The organism is Actinoplanes sp. NPDC051537 (assembly GCF_055586105.1).
The window spans coordinates 86,575-105,589 of record NZ_JBVJIU010000029.1; the positions used below are offsets into that span (position 1 = coordinate 86,575).

Consider the following 19,015-nt stretch of genomic DNA (forward strand, 5'->3'; position numbering starts at 1 on the left):
GCGACCGGAGTTCCTGGCTCCCGGGCTCGAAACCCGGTGACAGTGGCGGGACCGCGCCGGACTCACACCGGCTTCCTCCGCGGCGTCGCCGCTCGTGGCCCTCACCCTTCCGGCCCGCGACGCTCGCCGTCAAGCGGGTGTCACCGGTGTGACGATCCCGACCCGAGGCTGCGTCCGGGCGGGTGCGCCTCCGTAGTATCCGGGCCGTGCCCCGCCCACCCCGCCCACCTCGCCCACCTCGGGCCTCCGAGACCGACGCGTGCCCCGGCGCGCTGCGGCTGCATGCCGCGGCCGACGGTCCCCTGGCGCGCGTCCGCCTCCCCGGCGGCATGCTCACCGGCGACCAGCTGGCCGAGCTGGGCGCGATCGCGGCGGAGCACGGCGACGGCGGCCTGGAGCTGACCTCCCGCGCGAACGTCCAGCTGCGGGCATTGACGAGCGCAAACCCGACGATGCTGGCGGCCCGCTTGTCCGCCGCCGGCTTGCTGCCGTCCGAGACCCACGAGGTCGTACGCAACATAGCCGCCCCACCTCTGGCCGCTCCCCCGATCCGCGAGCTGGTCCGCGCCCTGGACCGCGCCCTCTGCGCCGACCCGGACCTGGCCGCCCTGCCCGGCCGTTTCCTGTTCGCCATCGGCGAGGTCCCGCTGGCCGCCGACGTGGCCGCCCTCCCCACCGCCGACGGTTACGCGATCGTCTTCGCCGGCCACGACGAAGGCGTGCGAGTCCCCGAGGCCCAGGTGATCGCCGTTCTGCTCGCGAGCGCCCACGCGTTCCTCGATGAGCGCGCCGCCACGGCCGCAAAGGCATGGCGCCTGGCCGAGCTCCCCGACGGCCCGCGCCGGGTGGCCGCCCGCGTGACCGCGGCTCTCCCCCTGCCCGTGCGCTCCCCCACCGCCCCAGACCCCGCGGTGCCGCATCCTTCTTGCCCGACAAATCGCGAAATTTCGTTTATGGGGGCGAGGCCCGGGGCGGGTGGATCGGCCCCGGAGCCATCCACGCTGATCGGCCTTGTCCCCCAGCCGGACGGCCGCCATGCGGTGGGCGCCATCGTCCCGCTCGGGCGACTCACCGAAGCCCAGATCTCGCTACTCGCCACGGCCGGCGGCCTGGTCCTCACCCCCTCGCGCGGGGTGATAATTCCGGACTTGTCGCCCGCCGACGCCGCGAGCTGGCTTACCGCGCTGCCCACCGCCGGGCTGCCGACCAAGTCCGATTCCCGCTGGTCCGGGGTGACCGCCTGCGCCGGGCGGCCCGGGTGCGCGAAGTCCCTGGCCGACGTCCGCGCCGACGCGCTGGGGGCCACTCGCTACGTCGAGGGCCGGCCCGTCCACTGGCTCGGCTGCGCCCGTGGCTGCGGCTCCCCCACCGGCGAGCACGTGCGCGTGGAGGCGACCGCCGGCGGCTACACCGTCAACGGCATGGCCACCGACGACCTGGCCGGGAGCATCTCGGCCGCGAGGAGGGTCTGATGGAGTACGAGCGCGACGGCGCGGAAATCTACCGGCGATCGTTCGCCACCATTCGCGCCGAGGCGGACTTCGCCGGCATGCCCGGCGATGTGGCCCGGGTCGCGGTCCGGATGATCCATGCGTGCGGGATGGTCGACTTGACCGGGGACATCGGGTTCAGCCCCAACGTCGCCGTCGCCGGCCGGAAGGCGCTTCTCGACGGGGCGCCTGTGCTCTGCGACGCCGAGATGGTGGCCTCCGGCGTCACGCGCAAGCGGCTCCCGGCCGGCAACGACGTGATCTGCACGCTGCGCGATCCGCGCGTGCCGGAACTGGCCCAACGACTCGGCACCACGCGCAGCGCGGCGGCGCTCGAGCTGTGGGGCGACCGGCTCGGCGGCGCGGTCGTGGCCATCGGGAACGCGCCCACCGCGCTCTTCCGGCTGCTCGAGATGATCGGCGCGGGGGCGCCCCGGCCGGCGGCGGTACTGGGGATCCCGGTGGGGTTCATCGGGGCGGCCGAGTCCAAGGAGGCGCTCGCGGCCTCCGACCTGGAGTACCTGGTCGTGCGGGGACGGCGCGGCGGCAGCGCGATCACGGCGGCCGCGGTCAACGCGCTGGCCTCGGAAGCGGAGTAAAGACTGTGGCAGGAAAAGCTGGGCCAGGGAAACTTGCGGGTGTGGGCGTCGGGCCGGGCGACCCGGAGCTGATCACCGTGAAGGCGGCACGGCTCATCGGGGCGGCCGACGTGGTGGCCTATCACGCGGCCCGGCACGGCCGGAGCAACGCGCGGGCCATCGCCGAGGCCTACCTGCGGCCGGAGCAGATCGAGGAACCGCTCATCTACCCGGTCACCACCGAGGGCACCGACCATCCGGGCGGATATCAGGGCGCGATCGACGATTTCTACGCGGAGTCGGCGGCCCGGCTCGCGAGCCATCTCGACGCCGGACGCGATGTGGTCGTACTCGCCGAGGGTGATCCGTTCTTCTACGGCAGCTACATGCACATGCACAAAAGGCTTTCCGGCCGGTACGAGACGACGGTCGTCCCGGGGGTCACCTCGGTCAGCGCCGCGTCGGCCGCCGTCGGACGGCCGCTCATGGAACGCGACGAGGTGCTGACGATCCTGCCCGGCACGCTGCCCGCGGCCGAGCTCACCGCCCACCTCACCGGCACCGAGTCGGCCGCGATCATGAAGCTCGGGCGCACGTTCCCGGCCGTCCGGGAGGCCCTCGAACGGTCCGGACGCCTCGGCGACGCCTGGTACGTCGAGCGCGCCACCACCGACGGCGAGCGGACGGTCCCGCTCGCCGAGGTCGACGCGGACACCGTCCCGTACTTCTCGCTCGCCCTGTTGCCCAGCCCCGCGGCGGCCGCGTTCGGTCGTCCGCCTTCGGGCGCCCGGGGCGAGGTCACCGTGATCGGCCTCGGGCCCGGCGACCCGCGCTGGCTGACCCCGGAGGCCCGGGCCGCGATCGCCGCCGCCGAGGACCTGGTCGGCTACGGCCCCTACCTCGATCGGGTCGCCGCCCGCCCGGGGCAGCGCCGCCACCCGTCCGACAACCGGGTCGAGGCCGAACGCGCCGCCTTCGCCCTCGACCTGGCCAAGGGCGGTCGCCGGGTCGCGGTGATCTCGGCCGGCGACCCGGGTGTCTTCGCGATGGCCGCGGCCGTGCTCGAGGTGGCCGAGGACCCGCAGTGGAAGGACGTCCCGGTGCGGATCGTCCCCGGCCTGACCGCGGCGCAGGTGGTCGCGGCCCGGGTCGGCGCGCCGCTCGGCCACGACTTCTGCGTGCTGTCCCTCTCCGACCGGCTCAAGCCCTGGTCGGTGATCGAGGGCCGGCTCGCCGCCGCGGCGGCCGCCGACCTGGTGATCGCGATCTACAACCCGGCCTCGAAGTCCCGCACCGAACAGCTGGTCCGGGCCCGTGAGCTGCTGCTCGAGCACCGCGACCGGTCGACGGCGGTGGTGATCGGGCGGGACGTGGGCGGGCCCACCGAGTCGGTACGCGTCACGACGCTCGCCGATCTCGACCCGGCGACGGTCGACATGCGCTGCCTGCTGCTCATCGGTTCGACCCAGACCAGAGTGGTGACGGCGGCCGACGGTGTCACCAGCGTCTTCACGCCACGGCATTACCCGTACGGCTGAAACCAGCTCGCAACCCACTCACCGAAAGCGCGCCGCCGACCGGCCCGGATCGCCCTCGCGATTCGGACCGTTCTCGTGTGCCCACTCCCTGGCGGCAACTTTAGGGATGGCCCAGCAAACGGCGTTAACAATTGTATAACCGCAGCTCAGACGGCATAAAGCATTGCTTGCCGCCAAAGCGGGAAACGCCGGCAACCGTCGTGCCACCGAGAGACACCGCCGATGCAATCAAAGAACCGTGACACCCCAGATGCAACCCGCCGAAAGGAAGGGCCACGCCGCACCCGAAAAGATACTTGACGAAGGACCGATCCCCCCGTGAAGCTTTCCCGCCGCCGCGCCGCCGTCCTCGCCTCCGCCCTGCTGTTCGGTCTGACCGTGCCGGCCTCCCCCGCCGTCGCTCAGTCGCACGCCGCTTCGCACGCGTCGCACGCCGTCTCGCGCGCTTCGCACGCCGCTTCGCGCGCTTCGCACGCCGCTTCGCGCGCTTCGCACGCCGCGTCGCGTGCCAAGTCCGCGAAGAAGCCGGCCGCCAAGAAGCCGGCCGCGAAGAAGCCGGCCGCCAAGAAGCCGGTGGCGAAGACGGTCGCGCTCACGGCCGCCACGGTCCCGACGCTGGCCTCCCGTCTCGCCGCGGTGAAGACGGCCAAGCAGATGAACTACTACCCGTCGGTTGCGGGCTGGTCGAAGATGTGGACGAACTTCAACGCCACGCAGATCGACGCGGACCTGGCCAAGGCCGACGCGCTGGGCGCCACCAGCGTGCGGGCGATCATCTTCCCGACCACGTTCGGGTACCCCCAGCCGCAGACCAAGTACACCGACGAGCTCGCGACGTTCGTCAAGCTGGCCGACGCGCACGGGCTGAGCGTCAAGCTCACGCTCTTCGACTGGTGGGACGCCTACTCCGAGGTCGCCAACAGCCACAACTGGGCGAACCGCATCCTCCGGCCGTACGCCGCCGACCCGCGCGTGATCTCGGTGGAGCTTCAGAACGAGCTCAACGTCGACGACGCCGACACCATGATCTGGGCCAAGAAGATCGTCCCGCTGGTCAAGGCCGACTTCCCGACCATGCCGCTGACGTTCTCGGTGGACGGCACGGCCGGCGCCACCGGCATGGCCAAGATCAAGGAAGCCATGACGGCGAGCCCGATCGACTACTACGACTTCCACTTCTACGGCAACTCCGAGCGGGCGCTCGCGATGATCAAGCGGGCTCAGGCGACGGTCGCCCCGACCCCGATCGTGATCGGCGAGGCCGGCCTCAACACCCTGCAGAACACCGAGGGCGAGCAGGCCGCGTTCCTGGCCCGGGTCTTCCAGGCGGCCGCGGTCGCCGGCGTGCAGTCGGTGGCCCCGTGGACGCTGACCGACTTCGCGGCCGGCGCCATCCCCGACTCGCAGGTCGCCAAGCTGCAGGCGCAGTACAACTACGGCCTGTACCGCACGAACGGCGCCGCCAAGGCCGCCGCGGCCGTGGTCAAGGCCGCCTGGACGGGCACCGCGATGCCGTCGACGCTGACCGACTTCAACTTCGAGAACGCGGCCGGCCTCAGCCCGTGGCGTGCCTTCATGCCGGAGCTGGGCATGGCCGTCAAGACCACGAGCGCGGCCCACTCCGGCAAGTGGTCGGTCAGCCTCACCGCCACCGGCAAGACCACCGCCGGCTCCCCGTCGTTCCGCGTGGCCCCCATCGCCCCGGTCCAGTCCGGCCAGAGGTGGCACGCCGAGGTGTGGGCCCGGGGCAACGCCGCCACCGGCCAGTCCCAGATCGCGGTGAGCTGGTTCGACATCAACGACAAGTGGCTGGGCGGCACGTCGTCGGCGTCCCTGCCGACCGGCACGACCGGTTGGACCAAGCTGGCGGTGGACGGGGTCGCTCCCGCTGGTTCGGCCAGCATGCAGATCCACCTGAAGTCAGGCGACAACGCCGGCACGGTGTGGTTCGACGACGTGGCGGTTAGCGCTTCCTGAGCGGCTTCGGGGTCGTCCCGTCGTCCCGTCTTGCCCGTCTGGCCCCGCCTGGCCCTGTTTGGCCCCGTCTGGCCCCGTCTGGCCCCCACCCTCGTCTTGGGTGGGGGCCAGTTAATCAGCCGCCTATGACACTTTTCCGCGGTCGTCCACAGAGGCTGCTGCCCGCCTGGCCCCCACCCCCGTTGGCGGATTCTGGGGTCGTTGCAACATGGCTGGTCAGCTGGCTTGTGTGACGAGGGTGGTGAAGCGTTTGGCGGGGGTGTCCCCGTTGAGGGGTTTGCGGGGTCGGCTGTTGAGTTGCACGGCGACGGCGTCCGGCTCGTCGGGTCGTTCGCTGATCAGCACCATCGGCGTGGCCATCCGCGGGGAGTGTTGCTGCGCTACCCGGCGGGGGCGGCGTATCACCCGGCCGGTGCGCAGCGCGGCCGCGATCTCGCGGCGCAGTGCGCCGCGGCCTTGCAGGTGGAGGGCTTGGTAGTTGGTTTCGGGTGTCACGGAAAGCTCCGGCCGGTCGGGATCCTCGCGGCGTACGCGTGCCCCGATCTGTTCCGGACTCCACCGCTGGTTCAACCCAGCTTGGACGAGGGCCTGCAGGACCGGGTTGGTGGTGAGCTTGCGGGGTTCGGGCGCGGCCGGCGGGCCTCGGCCCGCCGCTACGCCGCGCGCGGCCGATAGCCGCCGTTGCTCGGATGCGCGTTGCGGCGTAACTCGCGGCTGACCGTGGACGGGTCCCGGCCGAGTTCGGCGGCGGCGATCTGCCGGATCGTCGCGTGTTCCCGCCTGCGGTCGGCGATATGCACCCGCTCGTCCTCGTTCACATACCGGCCCCCGCACCGCACGCCGGGCGGTGGCGGTGATCGGGTTCGGGCCGTGCCGCCACCGTCTACCGGTCCGTGGGTTGATCCCAACCACCCGGGACGCCTGCTAACAGTTCATCCCCTGACCCACCAAGGCAAGGTAAACCGTTCCTCAAACCCCATCATCAACACCCTTCGATCGGATGTTGCAACGACCCAAGGAATCCGAGGTTCTTGGGTGGGGCCAGCAGAGCAGCCGACCATCCACAGACGCCGCCCGTCCGTCCGTACCCCACCCGTTTTTGGGTGGGGCCAGCAAAGCAGCCCCCTACGACACTTTCCCGCAACCGTCCACAGAGGCCGCGGCGCCGAGGGCTCAGCGACGCTCGGCAGGCGGCGCAGCGGCTTCCGCCCGCGGGGACGGCGGAGGCGTGACGGCCTCCGACGGCGACGCGGCCCCCGGGACAGGCAGAGCCGACGTAGACACACCAGCCGGCCGCACCCCGATCCGGGTAAACAGGTCCTCATAGGCGGCAACCGTCCCCTCCCACGACGACGGGTCCGCATGGCGGCGCCCCACCAGCGAGCCCGCCAAAGCGATAGCGGACGCCAACGCGGCCGGATCCCCCGCCGGCGTAAAACAAACCCCCGGATAATCCCCCGCCGCCTCGACCAAGCCCCCGACCGCGGTCACCACGACCGGCAAACCGTGACTCATCGCGATATGCAACGGACCACTCGCGGAACTACGGCGATACGGCAGCACCACCATGTCCGCGGCCGCGAAGAAGCTGTCGACCTCGGCGTCGGTCACGTACCGGTTGACGAACTCGATGCGGTCCCGGACCGGCGACTCGGCGATCAGGTCGGCGGGCCGGGTCCAGCCCTCCCACGTCTCGCCCACGACGGTCAGGAAATGGTTGGCGGGCAGCAGCGCGAACGCCTCGATCAAGTCCTCGAGGCCCTTGTAGGGACGGATGGTTCCGAAGAACAACAACCGGCGGTGGTCACTCGGGGCGGTTCGCTGGCGGGGGGCGGCGTCGTGGTGGTCGTACGGGCCATGGCGCGCGATCACCTGGGGGACGGTGCTCAGGGCGTACGTCCGCCGCAGTGCCTCCTGATCGAAGCGCGAGTGGACGACGACGCCCGCGGTTGCCGCCAGCAAGGGTTTGATCAGCCACCTCGTGTAGCGCGCCGCCCAGCGCAGGCGGGCCTCGCCGGTGTCCTGCACCTCGTGGAACTCGACCACCACGCGCGCGCCGAGCAGCCGGGCCGCCAGGCAGAGCACCAGGTACGAGTGCAGCACCGCGCCCGTCCACCACTGCAGGACCAGCACGTCCGGCCGGAAGGAGGAAAGGAACCGGACCGCGCGGATCAGGCTCGGCAGCGCCCACCAGTCGATCCCGTCGAAGACTCTCACGTCGTCGCCGTAGCGAAGGTCGTTGAGGCGCCGGCCGACCCGGTCGCGGCCGGGATAGAGGCGGGTCGGCAGCAGCTGACGCATCAGGATCGCGCCGACGGTGTAGCGGCCGGCCAGCGCGTTCGCGAGCCGGCACGTGTAATAGCTGATCCCGGACAGGAAGCGCCAGCCGGAGCCGACGACGAGGATCTTCAAGGGAAGCGGGCTAACGGGGAAGGGAGAAGGGGAGGGCGAGGCAGGCACGGTAGATCTCCTCGATCTGCGGCACCACGCGGGCCGCGGTGAAGTCGAGACCCCGGCGGTAACCGTTGGCGCGCAGGCGGTCGGCCAGAAGCGGGTCGGTGAGCAGGCGGTGCAGCGCCGTGTAGAGGGCGTCGGCGTCGCCGGGTGGCACGTGCAGGCCGCTCTCGCCGTCGCGGATCATGTCGGTGAGGCCGCCGGTGCGGGAGGCGATCAGCGGGGTGCGGGCCAGCAGCGCCTCGACCGCGACCTGGCCCATCGCCTCCATGATGGACGGGACCACCCCGGCCGCGGCGCCGTGCCAGGCGGCCATCACCTCGGCGTGCGGCACGTCGTGGCGCACGTGCACGCCGGGCGGGATCGGCGGGGTGTCGGGGCGGGCGGTGCCCACGCAGACGAGGTCCGGCGGCGGCTCGCTGCCGCGCCAGCTCTCGACCAGGCGGCGGTACGCGGTGAACAGCACGTCCACGCCCTTGTGCGGGCCCAGCGCGCCGACGAACAGCAGGTACGAGCGGTCGGGCAGCCAGGACGGGCGGGGCGTGTTGCGGGCCAGCTCGTCGAGACCGTCGGGGACCAGGCTCGAGACCACGCGTACGGGCAGGCCTTCGGGAAGCCGGGCGAGCTCGAGCGCCTTGGCCACCGACGGCGAGATCGCCATGAGCGCGTCGATCCCCCGGTGCCGGTGCGATCGCAGCGCGGCGGTCAGCGCCGCCGCCCGGGGACGTCCGTACTGGTGGGTCGCGCACGACAGGCAGCGCGCGAGGCGGGGACCGGTCTGGCAGCTGCCGCCGGGCCGGGCGTACGTCTTCTTGACGCAGGAAAGCCCGAAGTCGTGCGCGGTGTGCACGTGCGGCAGGCCGTCCCGGCCGAACCGCAGCGGCAGGTACGAATACATCAGCCAGTCGTGGCTGTGCACCAGGTCGTAACCGCCCGACCGCAGCTCGCGCCGGATGTCCGCGGTGGTCAGCGGGTCGGGCGCGGTCGGGTGGAACGGCTTGGCCGGGTCCTGGTTGATGCCCGGCAGCACCGTGTTGGCGACGCTGCGGACGCGCACCACCCGGACGCCGTTGAGGTTCTCCTCGGCCGCGGTCTTCGGCGTGGCCAGGGTGAGCACGGTGACCTCGTGGCCGCGCCGCACCAGCTCCTCGCCGCTGGTGGCGATGCTGCGCTCGAGGCCGCCGATGACCGGGGCGTAGAGGTTGGCCAGGTGCAGGATCCTCACGGGACTCTCCAAGATCGCGATCGAGGCCGGGCGTGCGGGGCCGGGCGGGTGCGGTTGCCGAACCGGACGGCCGGGCGGCCGCGCATCATCGGGTGGAGCAGCGGCCGGGGGTCGCGGCGCCGGGGATCGGCGCGGGGGTGTGGGGTGGCTAGCCGGCGGCCCGAAGCGGGGTCCGCCGGCCGGCGGCCGAGCAGCGCATGCGCCGCGACGACGACCGCGCCCGTGGACTGGCCGATCAGCCAGGCGTAACCGGCCGCCTCGATGCCGTACGACGGGAGCCACAGCCAGGTCAGGGTCAGGCAGGTGGCGGCCATCAGCAGGTTCAGGCGCAGGCACCGGCGCAACCGGTTCTGCGATCGCCAGTGCGCGACGGCCAGGTTGGTGATGGCGTCCGGCAGCGCGGCCAGCACCAGGATCTTCAGCAGCGCGCCGCCGCCGGCCGCGTAGGCGGGGCTGAACAGGGCCAGGATCCGGCCGCCGAACAGGAACAGGGCCGCGGCCGGCAAGCCGATCACCACCAGCGTCACCACCGACGCCCGGGGCAGGGACGCCGACCGGCCGGCCGCGTTGGTGCGCTCGGCGTAGAGCGCCGCCGCCACCGCCGGCGACACCATGAACAGCACCGACGCGGTCATCCAGGCCATGTAGAAGTGCGCGTTGTCGGCCGCGCCGAGCCGGGCCGTGACCAGCACCGGCAGCAGCGCGCTCGGGCCGGCCTGGGCCAGGTTGACCAGGTGGTGCCCGGTGAGGGCGCCACGCACGTGGATCAGCTCGCGGGCCACGCCGGCGCGGCCGAGGCGGCAGCCGGGGCGCAGCCGGGACAGGCTCCATCGCAGCGTGACGACGGTGACCGCGAGCGACGGCATGGTCCAGGCCAGCACCACCGCCTCGGCGCCGGCGAGCCCGGCCCCGGTCAGGCCGAGCAGCGCCGCCACCTTGCCGACCGCCAGCGCCAGGTTGCGCCAGAGCATGCCCTGGCTCGCCCGGTGAGCGACGAAGACGTAGTCGAGCAGCATCGACGCGGTCAGCGCCACCGCCGTCGCGACCAGCCCGGCGGCCGGGGCGGGGCCGTCGAGGAAGCCGAAGTTGCGCTCGAGGCGGGGCAGCAGCAGCACGGCGGCGAGCGCGGCGCCGGCCGTGGCGCCGCCGCCGAGCAGCAGGCCGGCGCTGACGATCCGGGACCAGGCGGCGGCCGGGGCGCCCGGCAGCCGCTGGATGAACATGTGCCCGAGGCCGAGGTTGGCCACCATGCTGACCACGGTGGCCGCCGAGATCAGCGCGGTGGCGGTGCCGATCGCCGGGCGGGGCAGCTCGCGGGCCGCCACCATCCAGTAGAGATAGCCGAGCCCGCTGGTCCCGACCGTGCTCGCCATGATCAGCACGCTGTTGCGGGCCAGCGAGTCACGTCCGACGCGGGCTAGCACGCGGACGGCCCCTTCGCGTAGAAGACGGTGCTCGCGGCGCCGAGACGGATCTCGATGCGGTGCAGGCAGCCGTCGGGCGGGGCGGGCACGCGCACGTCCATCGCGCGGGTGGTGCCGGCGGCGATCGTCACCGGCCGCGGCGGGCCGGCCGGCCGGTCACCGACCCGCACCGAGAGCGGCACGGTGGCCGCGGGCTCGCCGGCGCTGCTCACCCGCAGCGGCACGACCAGGCCGCGGGCCGGGATGGTGACCGGGTGGTCGATGCCGGACGCCCAGCCGCCGAGGGCCACGCTGGTGTATCCGGGCTGCGGCGGGTGCGGCATCCGGGCGTACGCGAAGGTCGCCGCACCGCCGATGACCAGCGCGACCACCGCGGGAATGGTGAGCGCCGCGAGCGTCCGCCCCAGGTCCGGCGCCACCACCGAGCCCGGCCGCAGCAGCGCCGCGCCGCCGAGCAGGGCGGTCAGCACGGCCAGGGCGACCACCAGCGACAGCGCCCGGATCGGCACGCCGGCCAGGTGCAGCGCGATGGCGGCGAGCGGCAGGCTGATCAGTCCGGTCGTCGCGGCCAGGCCGATCCGGGTGACCGCCGGCAGCACGTCCCGGGTGAGCACGCGCACCCACAGCTCGCCGATCCCGGCCAGCGCGACCAGCAGGAACGGTAGGTGGAACCAAGGCAGGACGAGCGTCCCGAGCGCGGCGGCCACCACCAGAAGCAGGCGCGGAGTCGTCACCACTTGCGGCCTCCCCGCGGGACGAAACCGAGCGAGGCGAAGTCGAAGCGGTAGATCGCGATGTCGCCGCTGTCGTAGATCTTGATGCTCCACGGCGTGCGGTCGAACTTGGTGAGCTGGCCGAGCGTGAACCCGGGCCGCCCGTCGTGCGGGATCGGCTCGTTGGTCTCGAAGTAGATTCCGATCTCGGGCACCTCCTCGGCCATCCGCCGGTCGACGATGAGGTAGCGGAAGTTCCACGACCGGAGCTGGTCGATCAGCGCGGGCGGCACCGGCCGGCCCGGCGGGGCGAGATACATGTCGTACGTGGGGAACGTGACCGAGCCGGTGACCGGGAACTGCCCGCCGAGCGAGCCGAAGATCAGCCCCGAATAGCGGTCGGCGACGATCCGCAGGTCGCGGCCCTGCGAGGAGCGCAGCCACTCGGCGGCGGCCTGCACCTCGGGGGTGAGCGCGCGGGTGTCCGAGCCGTAGACGGGCGGCCCGGGGAAGCGGTACGAGGGGTTCATGCCGGCCGCGGTGTTGCCGACCAGCATCACGGCGAGCAGCGCGATCAGGGCCGGCCCGGCGACGCGGGCGGCCCGGTCGAGCAGCGCGACCACGAGCGGCGCCACCACCAGCGCGATGCCGAGGTAGCTGAAGGCCCAGGAGCGGCGCGCGCCCTCGGCCCCGGACGGGGTGAGGATCAGCAGCGCGGCCGGGTAGTAGCAGGCGCCGATCGCGAGCATGGCCAGCGCGGCGCTGCGGTTGACCGGGTCGGCGTCGCGGTGGGTGCGCAACCGCCAGGCGGCGGCCGCCATCGCCACGAACGCGCCGACCGGGGCGGCGAACGCGGCCTTCTGCTCCCACCAGGGCGCCACCGACGCCTTGAACAGGGTGCGCCCGCCGGCGCCGCCCTCCCCGGCCAGCCCGGCGAACTGGTCGAGCGCCTTGCCCAGGTAGGGGTCGAGATAGCCGGCCGTGCGCGGCGCGACCCAGCACAGCCAGCCGACGACCAGGATCGCGGCGGCGAGGGTGAGGGCCCAGGCGGTCCAGGCGGCCGGCACCGCGGCGTCGCGCCGGCGGACGGCGCGGACGGTCACCGTGGCCGCGATGATCAGCATGATGGCGACCAGGCCGAGGGCGGTCAGGTGGTGGGTGGCGACGGTCGCGGCCGCGAGCAGCACGGTGGCGGCCGACCATCCGGCGCGGGCCGGCCGGTCGGGGGCGCGCATGGCCCGGTGGAGCGTCACCAGGGTCCAGATCATCAGCGGGAGCGCCAGGGACTCGTACCCGAACTGGGTGTCGAAGAAGAGAAAGGAGCTGTTGAGCCCGTACGCGATGGCCGCCACCGCCGCCGTGCGCCGGTCACCCCAGATCTGCTCGGCCAGCACCGCCACGCCGAGCACCACCAGCACGTGCGCCGCGATCAGCACGACCAGCGCCGCGTGCCAGACGGACAGCCCGGTCATCGCCGAGATCGCGGCCACCGTGGCGTGCAGGCCCGGGAAGTCGCCGATCACCCGGACGATCGGATTGGCCTCGAAGAGCCGCCCGTCCAGCAGGATCTCCCGGCTCTGCCGCCAGTGCGCGAACTCGTCGTGGTACAGCGGGCCGGTCGGGTTGCGCAGCAGCTTGGGCAAATACGTGAAGCAGGCGTACGCGATGAGCACCGCGAGCCGCAGCCGCGGGCCGGCGGCGCGGCGGGCCGCCCAGTACGCGGCCGGCAGCGTGAAGACCAGCATGCCCAGCCAGAACAGCTCGAACACCGGGCCGCGGCCCCACTCCGCGGCCCGGTCCGCCGCGACGAGCGACGCCGCCCCGGCCGCCCCCGCGACGGCCAGGGTCCCGGCGCACCACGGCGCCGTGCGGTCCGGGCGGGCCACGGGTGGGGTCTCGGGCAGGACGGCGACGGGCGCGGTCAAGGTCATCGGTCGGTGGCTCCCGCTCCGCTCTGCTGTATGAGGCGCACGGGAGGCGCCACGGTCGCGTATACCTCCCGCGTGGACTGGACGACATCGCTCCAGGTGGGCAGCGCGTGCCGGCCGTAGGCGGCCCGGGGCGCGGACGCCGCGACCCGCAGCGCGTCGGCCAGCGCGGCCTCGTCGTCCGGGTTGACCAGCCACAGCGGCACGCCGTCGCCGGCCATCACGGCCAGCTCGCGGTGCGCCGGGATGAACGAGGCCACGGTCGGGACGCCGGCGTTGAGGGCGTCGGCGACCGCCATGCCGAACGCCTCGTGGGCCGAGGCGGAGACGGCCGCGGCGGCGCCGGCCATCCGGGCCTCGAACTCGCCGTCGGGCAGGCGGCCGTGGAACCGCACCCGCTCGGCGTCGAGGTCGAGGCGGCCGGCCAGCTGCTCGAGCTCCTCCCGGGCCGGCCCGGCGCCGACCACGTCGAGGCGGTGGTCGGCGGGCAGGTGGACCATCGCCCGGATCACCCGGTCGACCCGCTTGTAGCGCTCGAGCCGGCCGACGCAGACGATGCTGCGGCCGGGCTCGGCGTCCGGCTCCGCGACGGCCGCGCGGGCCGGGTCGGTGCCGTTCGGAATGACCACCATCCGGTCGGCGGCCTCGGGAAAGTGCCCGACCAGCAGTTCGCGCTCGGCGTGCGTGACGCAGATGATCCGGCTGGACCGGGCGACGATCCGGCGACCCACCGGGCGGTAGATCGGGTGCAGCGCCGCGCGCAGCCGGCTGTGCCCGGTGCCGTGGTAGTGCGGCGTGAAGACCAGCGGGGTGGCGTTGGTGAGCGCGGCGGGCAGGGCGGCCAGGGCGTGGTAGCTGTGGGCGTGCAGCACGTCGTAGCGGCCGGCGTGGGCGCGCAGCCATTGCCAGAGGGCGATCGAGAAGCGGTAGTTGCGGGCCGCGACCGTGAGCGGGAAGCGCCGGACCAGCACGCCGTCGACGGTCTCCTCGGCCGCGGCGGCGTGCTGGGTCAGCACCTCCACCCGGTCGCCGGCCGCGACCAGGGCCGCGCACAGCCGCCGGCTGTGCGTCTCCACCCCACCGACATCGGGGTGGTACGCGCTGGTGACGACGCCGATCCTCACCGGGCGCGCTCCGCGGCCTTCGCCGTCCGCCCGGCCCCGGACCGGCGGTGGCGTGGCCACTCCCGGGCGATGGTCCGCAGCACCCGGATGCCGTCGGTCATCGCGTTCAGGTTGCTCTCCCCGTGGATCCGGGCCTGCTCGAAGCTCGGCACCTCGACGATCTTGAGTTGGGCCCGGGCCGCGCGCAGGTTGAGCAGCGTCTCGATCTCGAAGCCGTCACCCCACAGCCGCCCGTCGCCGCCCTCCGGCGCCGGGGACGTGCTGTCCAGGTCGAAGACGCCGAGGTGCCGGGCCCAGAACGCGTTGTAGCCGTAGCAGAGGTCGCTGTAGCCGGTGCGGAACATCGTGTTGACCAGCACGCTGAGGCACTTGTTGCCGGCCCGGCGCAACCGGGTGATGTCGGCGCTGCCGCCCGGGCCGGTGAACCGGGTGCCCTTGGCGAAGTCGGCGCCGGAGCGCAGCGCGGCGATGAAGCTCGGGATCTCCTTCGGATCGGTCGACCCGTCGGCGTCGATCATCACCAGGATGTCGCCGGTGGCGGCCGCGAAGCCGCAGGCGAGCGCGTTGCCCTTGCCGCGGCGGTTCTGGGTGACGACCCGGATGCCGGGCATCAGCCGGCGGGCGACGCCGACGGTGTCGTCGGTCGAACCGCCGTCGACCAGGATCACCTCGTCGACCTCGGGCAGGCGGGCCAGCACGTGCGGCAGGTTCCGCGCCTCGTTCAGGGCCGGCACGATGACGCTGACCAGTGGCTCGCCCGACGGGACGACCACCCGGGGCAGCTCGGTCTCCGTTCCGGCCGATCGGCGAACGTAGGGGACCGTGGACATGACTGTTCTCCAAGGCTCGGTGATGCGTGCGTGATGCGTGCGGGTTGCGCGGCCGGTGCCGCGGGATAGGCGCGGCGCCGGCCACGGCGAACGCGGTCAGGCGCCGGGCGCCTGGACCATCCAGGAGTAGATGTCCTGCTTCGAGAGGGCATTGCCGGTGCTCGCGGTGAAGCCGACCCAGGCCGAGTCGGCGCCGACCGCGTCGGCCAGGTCGACGGTGGTCTCGAGGGCGAGCTCCTCGGTCGCCCCGGCGCGCAGCGAGCGGACGTAGATCCGCAGGTCGTTGCGGTCGGCGTTGTAGGCGACCCGGGCCCAGAACGGCCGGCCGTACAGCGGGATCGAGGGCTCGCCCACGGCCGAGTGGTGGTCGGGGTTGCCGCCGAGCACCACGGCCAGGTGGTTGCTGCTCGGGTCGGTGGTGTTCTGGAACGTGTCGAACTCGACCGCGACGCTGTCGGCGATGCCCCGGTAGCCGAGACCGCCGCCCCAGCCGCCGAGCGCCCGCGGCCCGTCGGCCTGGACCAGGAACGCGATGCCGTCCGCGCCCGGCTTGCCGTGGTGCAGGTACGCCTTGAACGTCGACTCGAACGACTCGTTCAGGTTGATCTTGGGCTTGGCCCAGGCCGAGCCCATCTGGCGGTAGCCACCGGCGGTGAGCCGAAGGATGCGCTGACGCAGGTGCCCGGACGACGTGATGATGTCGGCCGACCCGTTGCGGTCCAGCTCGTGCGAGGCGCCCGCGAACGTCGGGAAGTAGACCGGCGGCTCGTCGGCGGCGAACGCGCCGGACGGCGACGCGACGGTCGCTATCAAGGCGAGGGCCGCTACCAGGCCGCCGCGGGCGACTCTGGAGGAACGTGAAGAGAACACAGTTCTGCGCTCCATTTCGGATGATTTGCCCCACTTGGACGTCGCCAAAGGTAGGACAGCGCGCAGAGCCGTGTAAGCGAGTCGCGTTTATTTACCTCAAATTGGACGGATACCCACCCACAGCAAATCTTCAGCCAAGATCGGTCGCCGTAGGATGCGATCGTGCCTGGTTACGCCTACCTGGACGCTCCGACACCACTCGCGTTTGCCCACCGCGGCGGCGCCGCCACCGGCGACGAGAACACCGCGGAGGCTTTCGAGCGGGCGGTGAAGCTCGGTTATCGGTACGTCGAGACGGACGTGCACGCCACCGCCGACGGCATCCCCGTCTTCTTCCACGACGCGACGCTGTCCCGGGTGGCCGGCCGGCCCGATCGCATCGCCGATCTGCGCTGGGCCGACCTCGCGACGGTCCGGGTCGGCGGCGCGGCCGCGATCCCCCGGCTCGACGAGATCCTCGGGTCCTCGCCGGACGTGCGGTTCAACATCGACATCAAGGCCGACGCGGGGGCGGCGCCGACCGTGTCGGTGATCCAGGCGGCCCGGGCCGAGAACCGGGTGCTGCTCGCGTCGTTCAGCGACGCGCGACTGGCCCGGCTGCGGGCGCTGGCCGGGCCGCGGGTCGCCACGTCGGCCGGCATGCGCTGGGTGACGCGGCTGCGGCTGGCGGCGTGGGGCCGGGTGCCGCTGCGGCCGCCGGCGTCGATGGTCGCGGCCCAGGTGCCGGTGCGGCACGGACCGGTCACGGTGGTCGACCGGCGGTTCGTGACGTACTGCCACGGGATCGGCCTGCAGGTGCACGTGTGGACGGTCGACGACCCGGCGGAGATGAACCGGCTGCTCGACCTCGGCGTCGACGGCATCATGACGGACGACCTCGACGCGCTGCGCGAAACCTATCTCGCACGCGGTGCATGGCCCCGATAAAAATGGCGCGCCATTCACACTCCTAGCTTATTCTCAGCTTCTCCGGCCCGATCATGGTTTACATTTCTTGGTACCGGGCCGCGTCACGGTCGCGACACGACCGGTCACGAGGGCTCGAACCGGCGATTCCAGAAAGTCGCTGGTCAGCGGGAAATTTCCGCGATCTTGTTGAACTCCGAGCATCCTCCGTTCGGACGATGCTCGGGGTTCGAATCGATCGGCATATTTCTTCTTTAAGTTTGGGCTAAGAATTCATCAAAATCGCTGCGTGAATTGCTATTTCGCAGTTCTCCTCTTACCGTCTGAGAGCCGGTTGCAGGGAGCCGGACGGATTCTCCGAAGAAGAGGTATCGCGCATGCGTAGGTCGGCTTACCGCCGTGCTGCCGCACCAGGTGGCAACCGGCGGCTCCTCGCGGTCGGTGCGGTCATCGCCGCGCTGGGCGCGGTCGTCGCGTTCACCACGATCTCCAGTGCCGCGGAGAACGACGCGCCCGCGGGCAGCGGCGCCGGCAAGGTGGTCAACGGGCAGGTGATCCTCACCGACACGTGCGTGGACAGCAAGCTCCAGCAGCACGACGGCTTCCAGATCGGCGATCGCTGCGTCTCGACCGAGTTCGGCGAGGTCAGCTCCGCCGCCAACAACTCGTCGCTGCTGATCACCGCCGCGCCCCGGCAGGTCACGGTCAACACGCCGTTCACTCTCAAGGTCAGCACCCGGAACCTGATCCGCGACCGCTTCCTCGCGGCCGGCAAGGGCGGGTACTACGTGGAGAGCTCGGTCCTGCAGGACGGCATCGAGCGCGGCCACTTCCACACGGCCTGCCGCATGCTGACGAGCACGAAGGAAGCGCCCGACCCGGCGCCGGTTCCGGCGTTCTTCGTGGCCACCGAGGACGCCAAGGGCGGCAAGACGCCCGACGTGGTGACCATCCAGGTGCCGGGCATGCCGGCGATCGGCACCGCGCAGTGCGCCTCATGGGCCGGTGACGGCTCGCACCGGGTGCCGATGATGGAGCGCGCCAACGAGACGCCCGCGATCGACGCCGTGCGCATCACGGTCCGCGCGGCCGGCGGCAACACCGGCGGTGGCGGCAACACGGGCGGGAACACCGGCGGCGGGAACACCGGCGGTGGCGGCAACACGGGTGGCAACACTGGCGGCGGGAACACCGGCGGGAACACCGGCGGCGGCAACACCGGCGGGAACACGGGTGGCAACACCGGTGGGAACAACAACGGCGGCGGGCAGAACGCCACCACCGCGCCGACGACGTCGCCGACCAAGGCCGGCAGCGCCACCCAGCCGACGACCAAGGACGACTTCACGCCGAAGGCGACGCCGAGCACCACGAAGCCGAGCACGACCAAGCCGGCGACCACGACGACCAAGAAGGCCGAGTCCACCAAGACCGTCGAGCCGGCGGAGACGCGTACGGCCGACGACGAAACGGCCTCGGACGACACCGAGAGTGCCGATTCGACCGACAGCGACACCACCGAGAAGCCCGCCGCGAAGCCGAAGGCGAGCAAGAGCTCGGAGGCCGCCGCGGCGGGCGACGACTACACCTACTCGAACGACGACGGTGTGGTGAACTCGGGCGAGAAGCCGCCGACGGTCGACCAGGTGGCCGCGAAGACCACCCAGGAGAAGAGCGGCGTGCTGGCGCTGACCGGCAACAACACGGTCGCCTTCCTCGGCGGCGCGGTCGTGCTGATGCTGGCGGGCCTGACGGTCATGGCGCTGACCCGGCGCCGGCGCCCCGGAACGCCCTGGGAGTAGAACGCCCTGGGAGTAAGCAGTTCGGCAAGAAGCGGGCCGCACGATCCGTGCGGGGCGCCTCTTTGTCGGCGGTGGGGGTAGCCCTCCCCGCGAAGAAGGAGGAACAAAAACTCCCCACAAACCCGCGCATCCCCCCCACCCAGACACCCTCACCCA

General features: G+C 72.4%; 16 protein-coding genes and 1 riboswitch. Of the genes, 6 read left to right on the forward strand and 10 right to left on the reverse strand.

The annotated features are described in order from the left end of the window. Positions 1–7: 7 nt before the first annotated feature. Positions 8–78, reverse strand: a riboswitch (cobalamin riboswitch). Positions 79–206: 128 nt separating this feature from the next. From ACZ6TB_RS45615 to ACZ6TB_RS45630, 4 genes are all read left to right on the forward strand, one after another. After that, the gene (locus tag ACZ6TB_RS45615; protein WP_465567097.1) at positions 207–1,472 is read left to right on the forward strand and encodes a precorrin-3B synthase; all 1,266 of its coding nucleotides are present in this window, start codon (positions 207–209) and stop codon (positions 1,470–1,472) included. Further along, entirely contained in the window at positions 1,472–2,089 is a 618-nt protein-coding gene (locus ACZ6TB_RS45620) for a precorrin-8X methylmutase (protein WP_465567100.1), read from the forward strand. The genes ACZ6TB_RS45615 and ACZ6TB_RS45620 overlap by 1 nt, the downstream gene beginning before the upstream one ends. A gap of 5 nt (positions 2,090–2,094) precedes the next feature. Next, positions 2,095–3,606 carry a precorrin-2 C(20)-methyltransferase gene (locus ACZ6TB_RS45625; protein WP_465567103.1) on the forward strand — a complete coding sequence of 504 codons (1,512 nt, stop codon included), beginning with the start codon at positions 2,095–2,097 and terminating at the stop codon, positions 3,604–3,606. Positions 3,607–3,924: 318 nt separating this feature from the next. Beyond that, complete coding sequence (locus ACZ6TB_RS45630) at positions 3,925–5,583, forward strand: glycoside hydrolase 5 family protein (protein ID WP_465567106.1); 1,659 nt, start codon at positions 3,925–3,927, stop codon at positions 5,581–5,583. Between the two features lie 216 nt (positions 5,584–5,799). Here ACZ6TB_RS45630 and ACZ6TB_RS45635 read toward each other — a convergent pair whose 3' ends face one another. The 10 genes from ACZ6TB_RS45635 to ACZ6TB_RS45680 all read right to left on the reverse strand — a co-directional run bounded on the left by ACZ6TB_RS45635 (position 5,800) and on the right by ACZ6TB_RS45680 (position 16,094). Next, positions 5,800–6,078, reverse strand: a complete 279-nt coding sequence (locus tag ACZ6TB_RS45635; protein ID WP_465567109.1) for a hypothetical protein — start codon at positions 6,076–6,078, stop codon at positions 5,800–5,802. Positions 6,079–6,236: 158 nt separating this feature from the next. After that, positions 6,237–6,401 (reverse strand): helix-turn-helix domain-containing protein, encoded by a 165-nt coding sequence (locus tag ACZ6TB_RS45640; protein ID WP_465567112.1) that lies wholly within the window; start codon positions 6,399–6,401, stop codon positions 6,237–6,239. Between the two features lie 355 nt (positions 6,402–6,756). Beyond that, positions 6,757–7,995: a glycosyltransferase gene (locus tag ACZ6TB_RS45645; protein ID WP_465567115.1), complete on the reverse strand. Its 1,239-nt coding sequence runs from the start codon at positions 7,993–7,995 to the stop codon at positions 6,757–6,759. A 10-nt stretch (positions 7,996–8,005) separates the two neighbouring features. Further along, the gene (locus tag ACZ6TB_RS45650) at positions 8,006–9,262 is read right to left on the reverse strand and encodes a glycosyltransferase family 4 protein (RefSeq protein WP_465567118.1); all 1,257 of its coding nucleotides are present in this window, start codon (positions 9,260–9,262) and stop codon (positions 8,006–8,008) included. Beyond that, a complete protein-coding gene (locus ACZ6TB_RS45655) occupies positions 9,259–10,686 on the reverse strand; it encodes a lipopolysaccharide biosynthesis protein (protein WP_465567121.1) in 1,428 nt (475 codons plus the stop codon). Before ACZ6TB_RS45655 ends, ACZ6TB_RS45650 begins: the two co-directional genes overlap by 4 nt. Then, entirely contained in the window at positions 10,680–11,423 is a 744-nt protein-coding gene (locus ACZ6TB_RS45660) for a hypothetical protein (protein WP_465567124.1), read from the reverse strand. The genes ACZ6TB_RS45655 and ACZ6TB_RS45660 overlap by 7 nt, the downstream gene beginning before the upstream one ends. Then, positions 11,417–13,330 (reverse strand): hypothetical protein, encoded by a 1,914-nt coding sequence (locus ACZ6TB_RS45665; RefSeq protein ID WP_465567127.1) that lies wholly within the window; start codon positions 13,328–13,330, stop codon positions 11,417–11,419. Before ACZ6TB_RS45665 ends, ACZ6TB_RS45660 begins: the two co-directional genes overlap by 7 nt. Then, on the reverse strand, positions 13,327–14,451 hold the full coding sequence (locus ACZ6TB_RS45670) for a glycosyltransferase family 4 protein (protein ID WP_465567129.1): 1,125 nt from the start codon (positions 14,449–14,451) through the stop codon (positions 13,327–13,329). The genes ACZ6TB_RS45665 and ACZ6TB_RS45670 overlap by 4 nt, the downstream gene beginning before the upstream one ends. Then, positions 14,448–15,281: a glycosyltransferase family 2 protein gene (locus ACZ6TB_RS45675; RefSeq protein WP_465567132.1), complete on the reverse strand. Its 834-nt coding sequence runs from the start codon at positions 15,279–15,281 to the stop codon at positions 14,448–14,450. Before ACZ6TB_RS45675 ends, ACZ6TB_RS45670 begins: the two co-directional genes overlap by 4 nt. 96 nt (positions 15,282–15,377) lie before the next feature. Then, a complete protein-coding gene (locus tag ACZ6TB_RS45680) occupies positions 15,378–16,094 on the reverse strand; it encodes an L-type lectin-domain containing protein (protein ID WP_465567135.1) in 717 nt (238 codons plus the stop codon). Positions 16,095–16,313: 219 nt separating this feature from the next. On the opposite strand from ACZ6TB_RS45680, the gene ACZ6TB_RS45685 reads away from it, so the two are divergent. After that, the gene (locus tag ACZ6TB_RS45685) at positions 16,314–17,078 is read left to right on the forward strand and encodes a glycerophosphodiester phosphodiesterase family protein (RefSeq protein WP_465567137.1); all 765 of its coding nucleotides are present in this window, start codon (positions 16,314–16,316) and stop codon (positions 17,076–17,078) included. 356 nt (positions 17,079–17,434) lie between these two features. Next, complete coding sequence (locus ACZ6TB_RS45690; protein WP_465567140.1) at positions 17,435–18,859, forward strand: hypothetical protein; 1,425 nt, start codon at positions 17,435–17,437, stop codon at positions 18,857–18,859. Positions 18,860–19,015 lie beyond the last annotated feature (156 nt).

Coding starts and splice junctions, on each gene's coding strand:
- ACZ6TB_RS45620 (WP_465567100.1), top strand. CDS start 1,472: ATGGAGTACGAGCGCGACGGCGCGGAAATCTACCGGCGATCGTTCGCC.
- ACZ6TB_RS45665 (WP_465567127.1), bottom strand. CDS start 13,330: ATGACCTTGACCGCGCCCGTCGCCGTCCTGCCCGAGACCCCACCCGTG.
- ACZ6TB_RS45690 (WP_465567140.1), top strand. CDS start 17,435: ATGCGTAGGTCGGCTTACCGCCGTGCTGCCGCACCAGGTGGCAACCGG.
- ACZ6TB_RS45675 (WP_465567132.1), bottom strand. CDS start 15,281: ATGTCCACGGTCCCCTACGTTCGCCGATCGGCCGGAACGGAGACCGAG.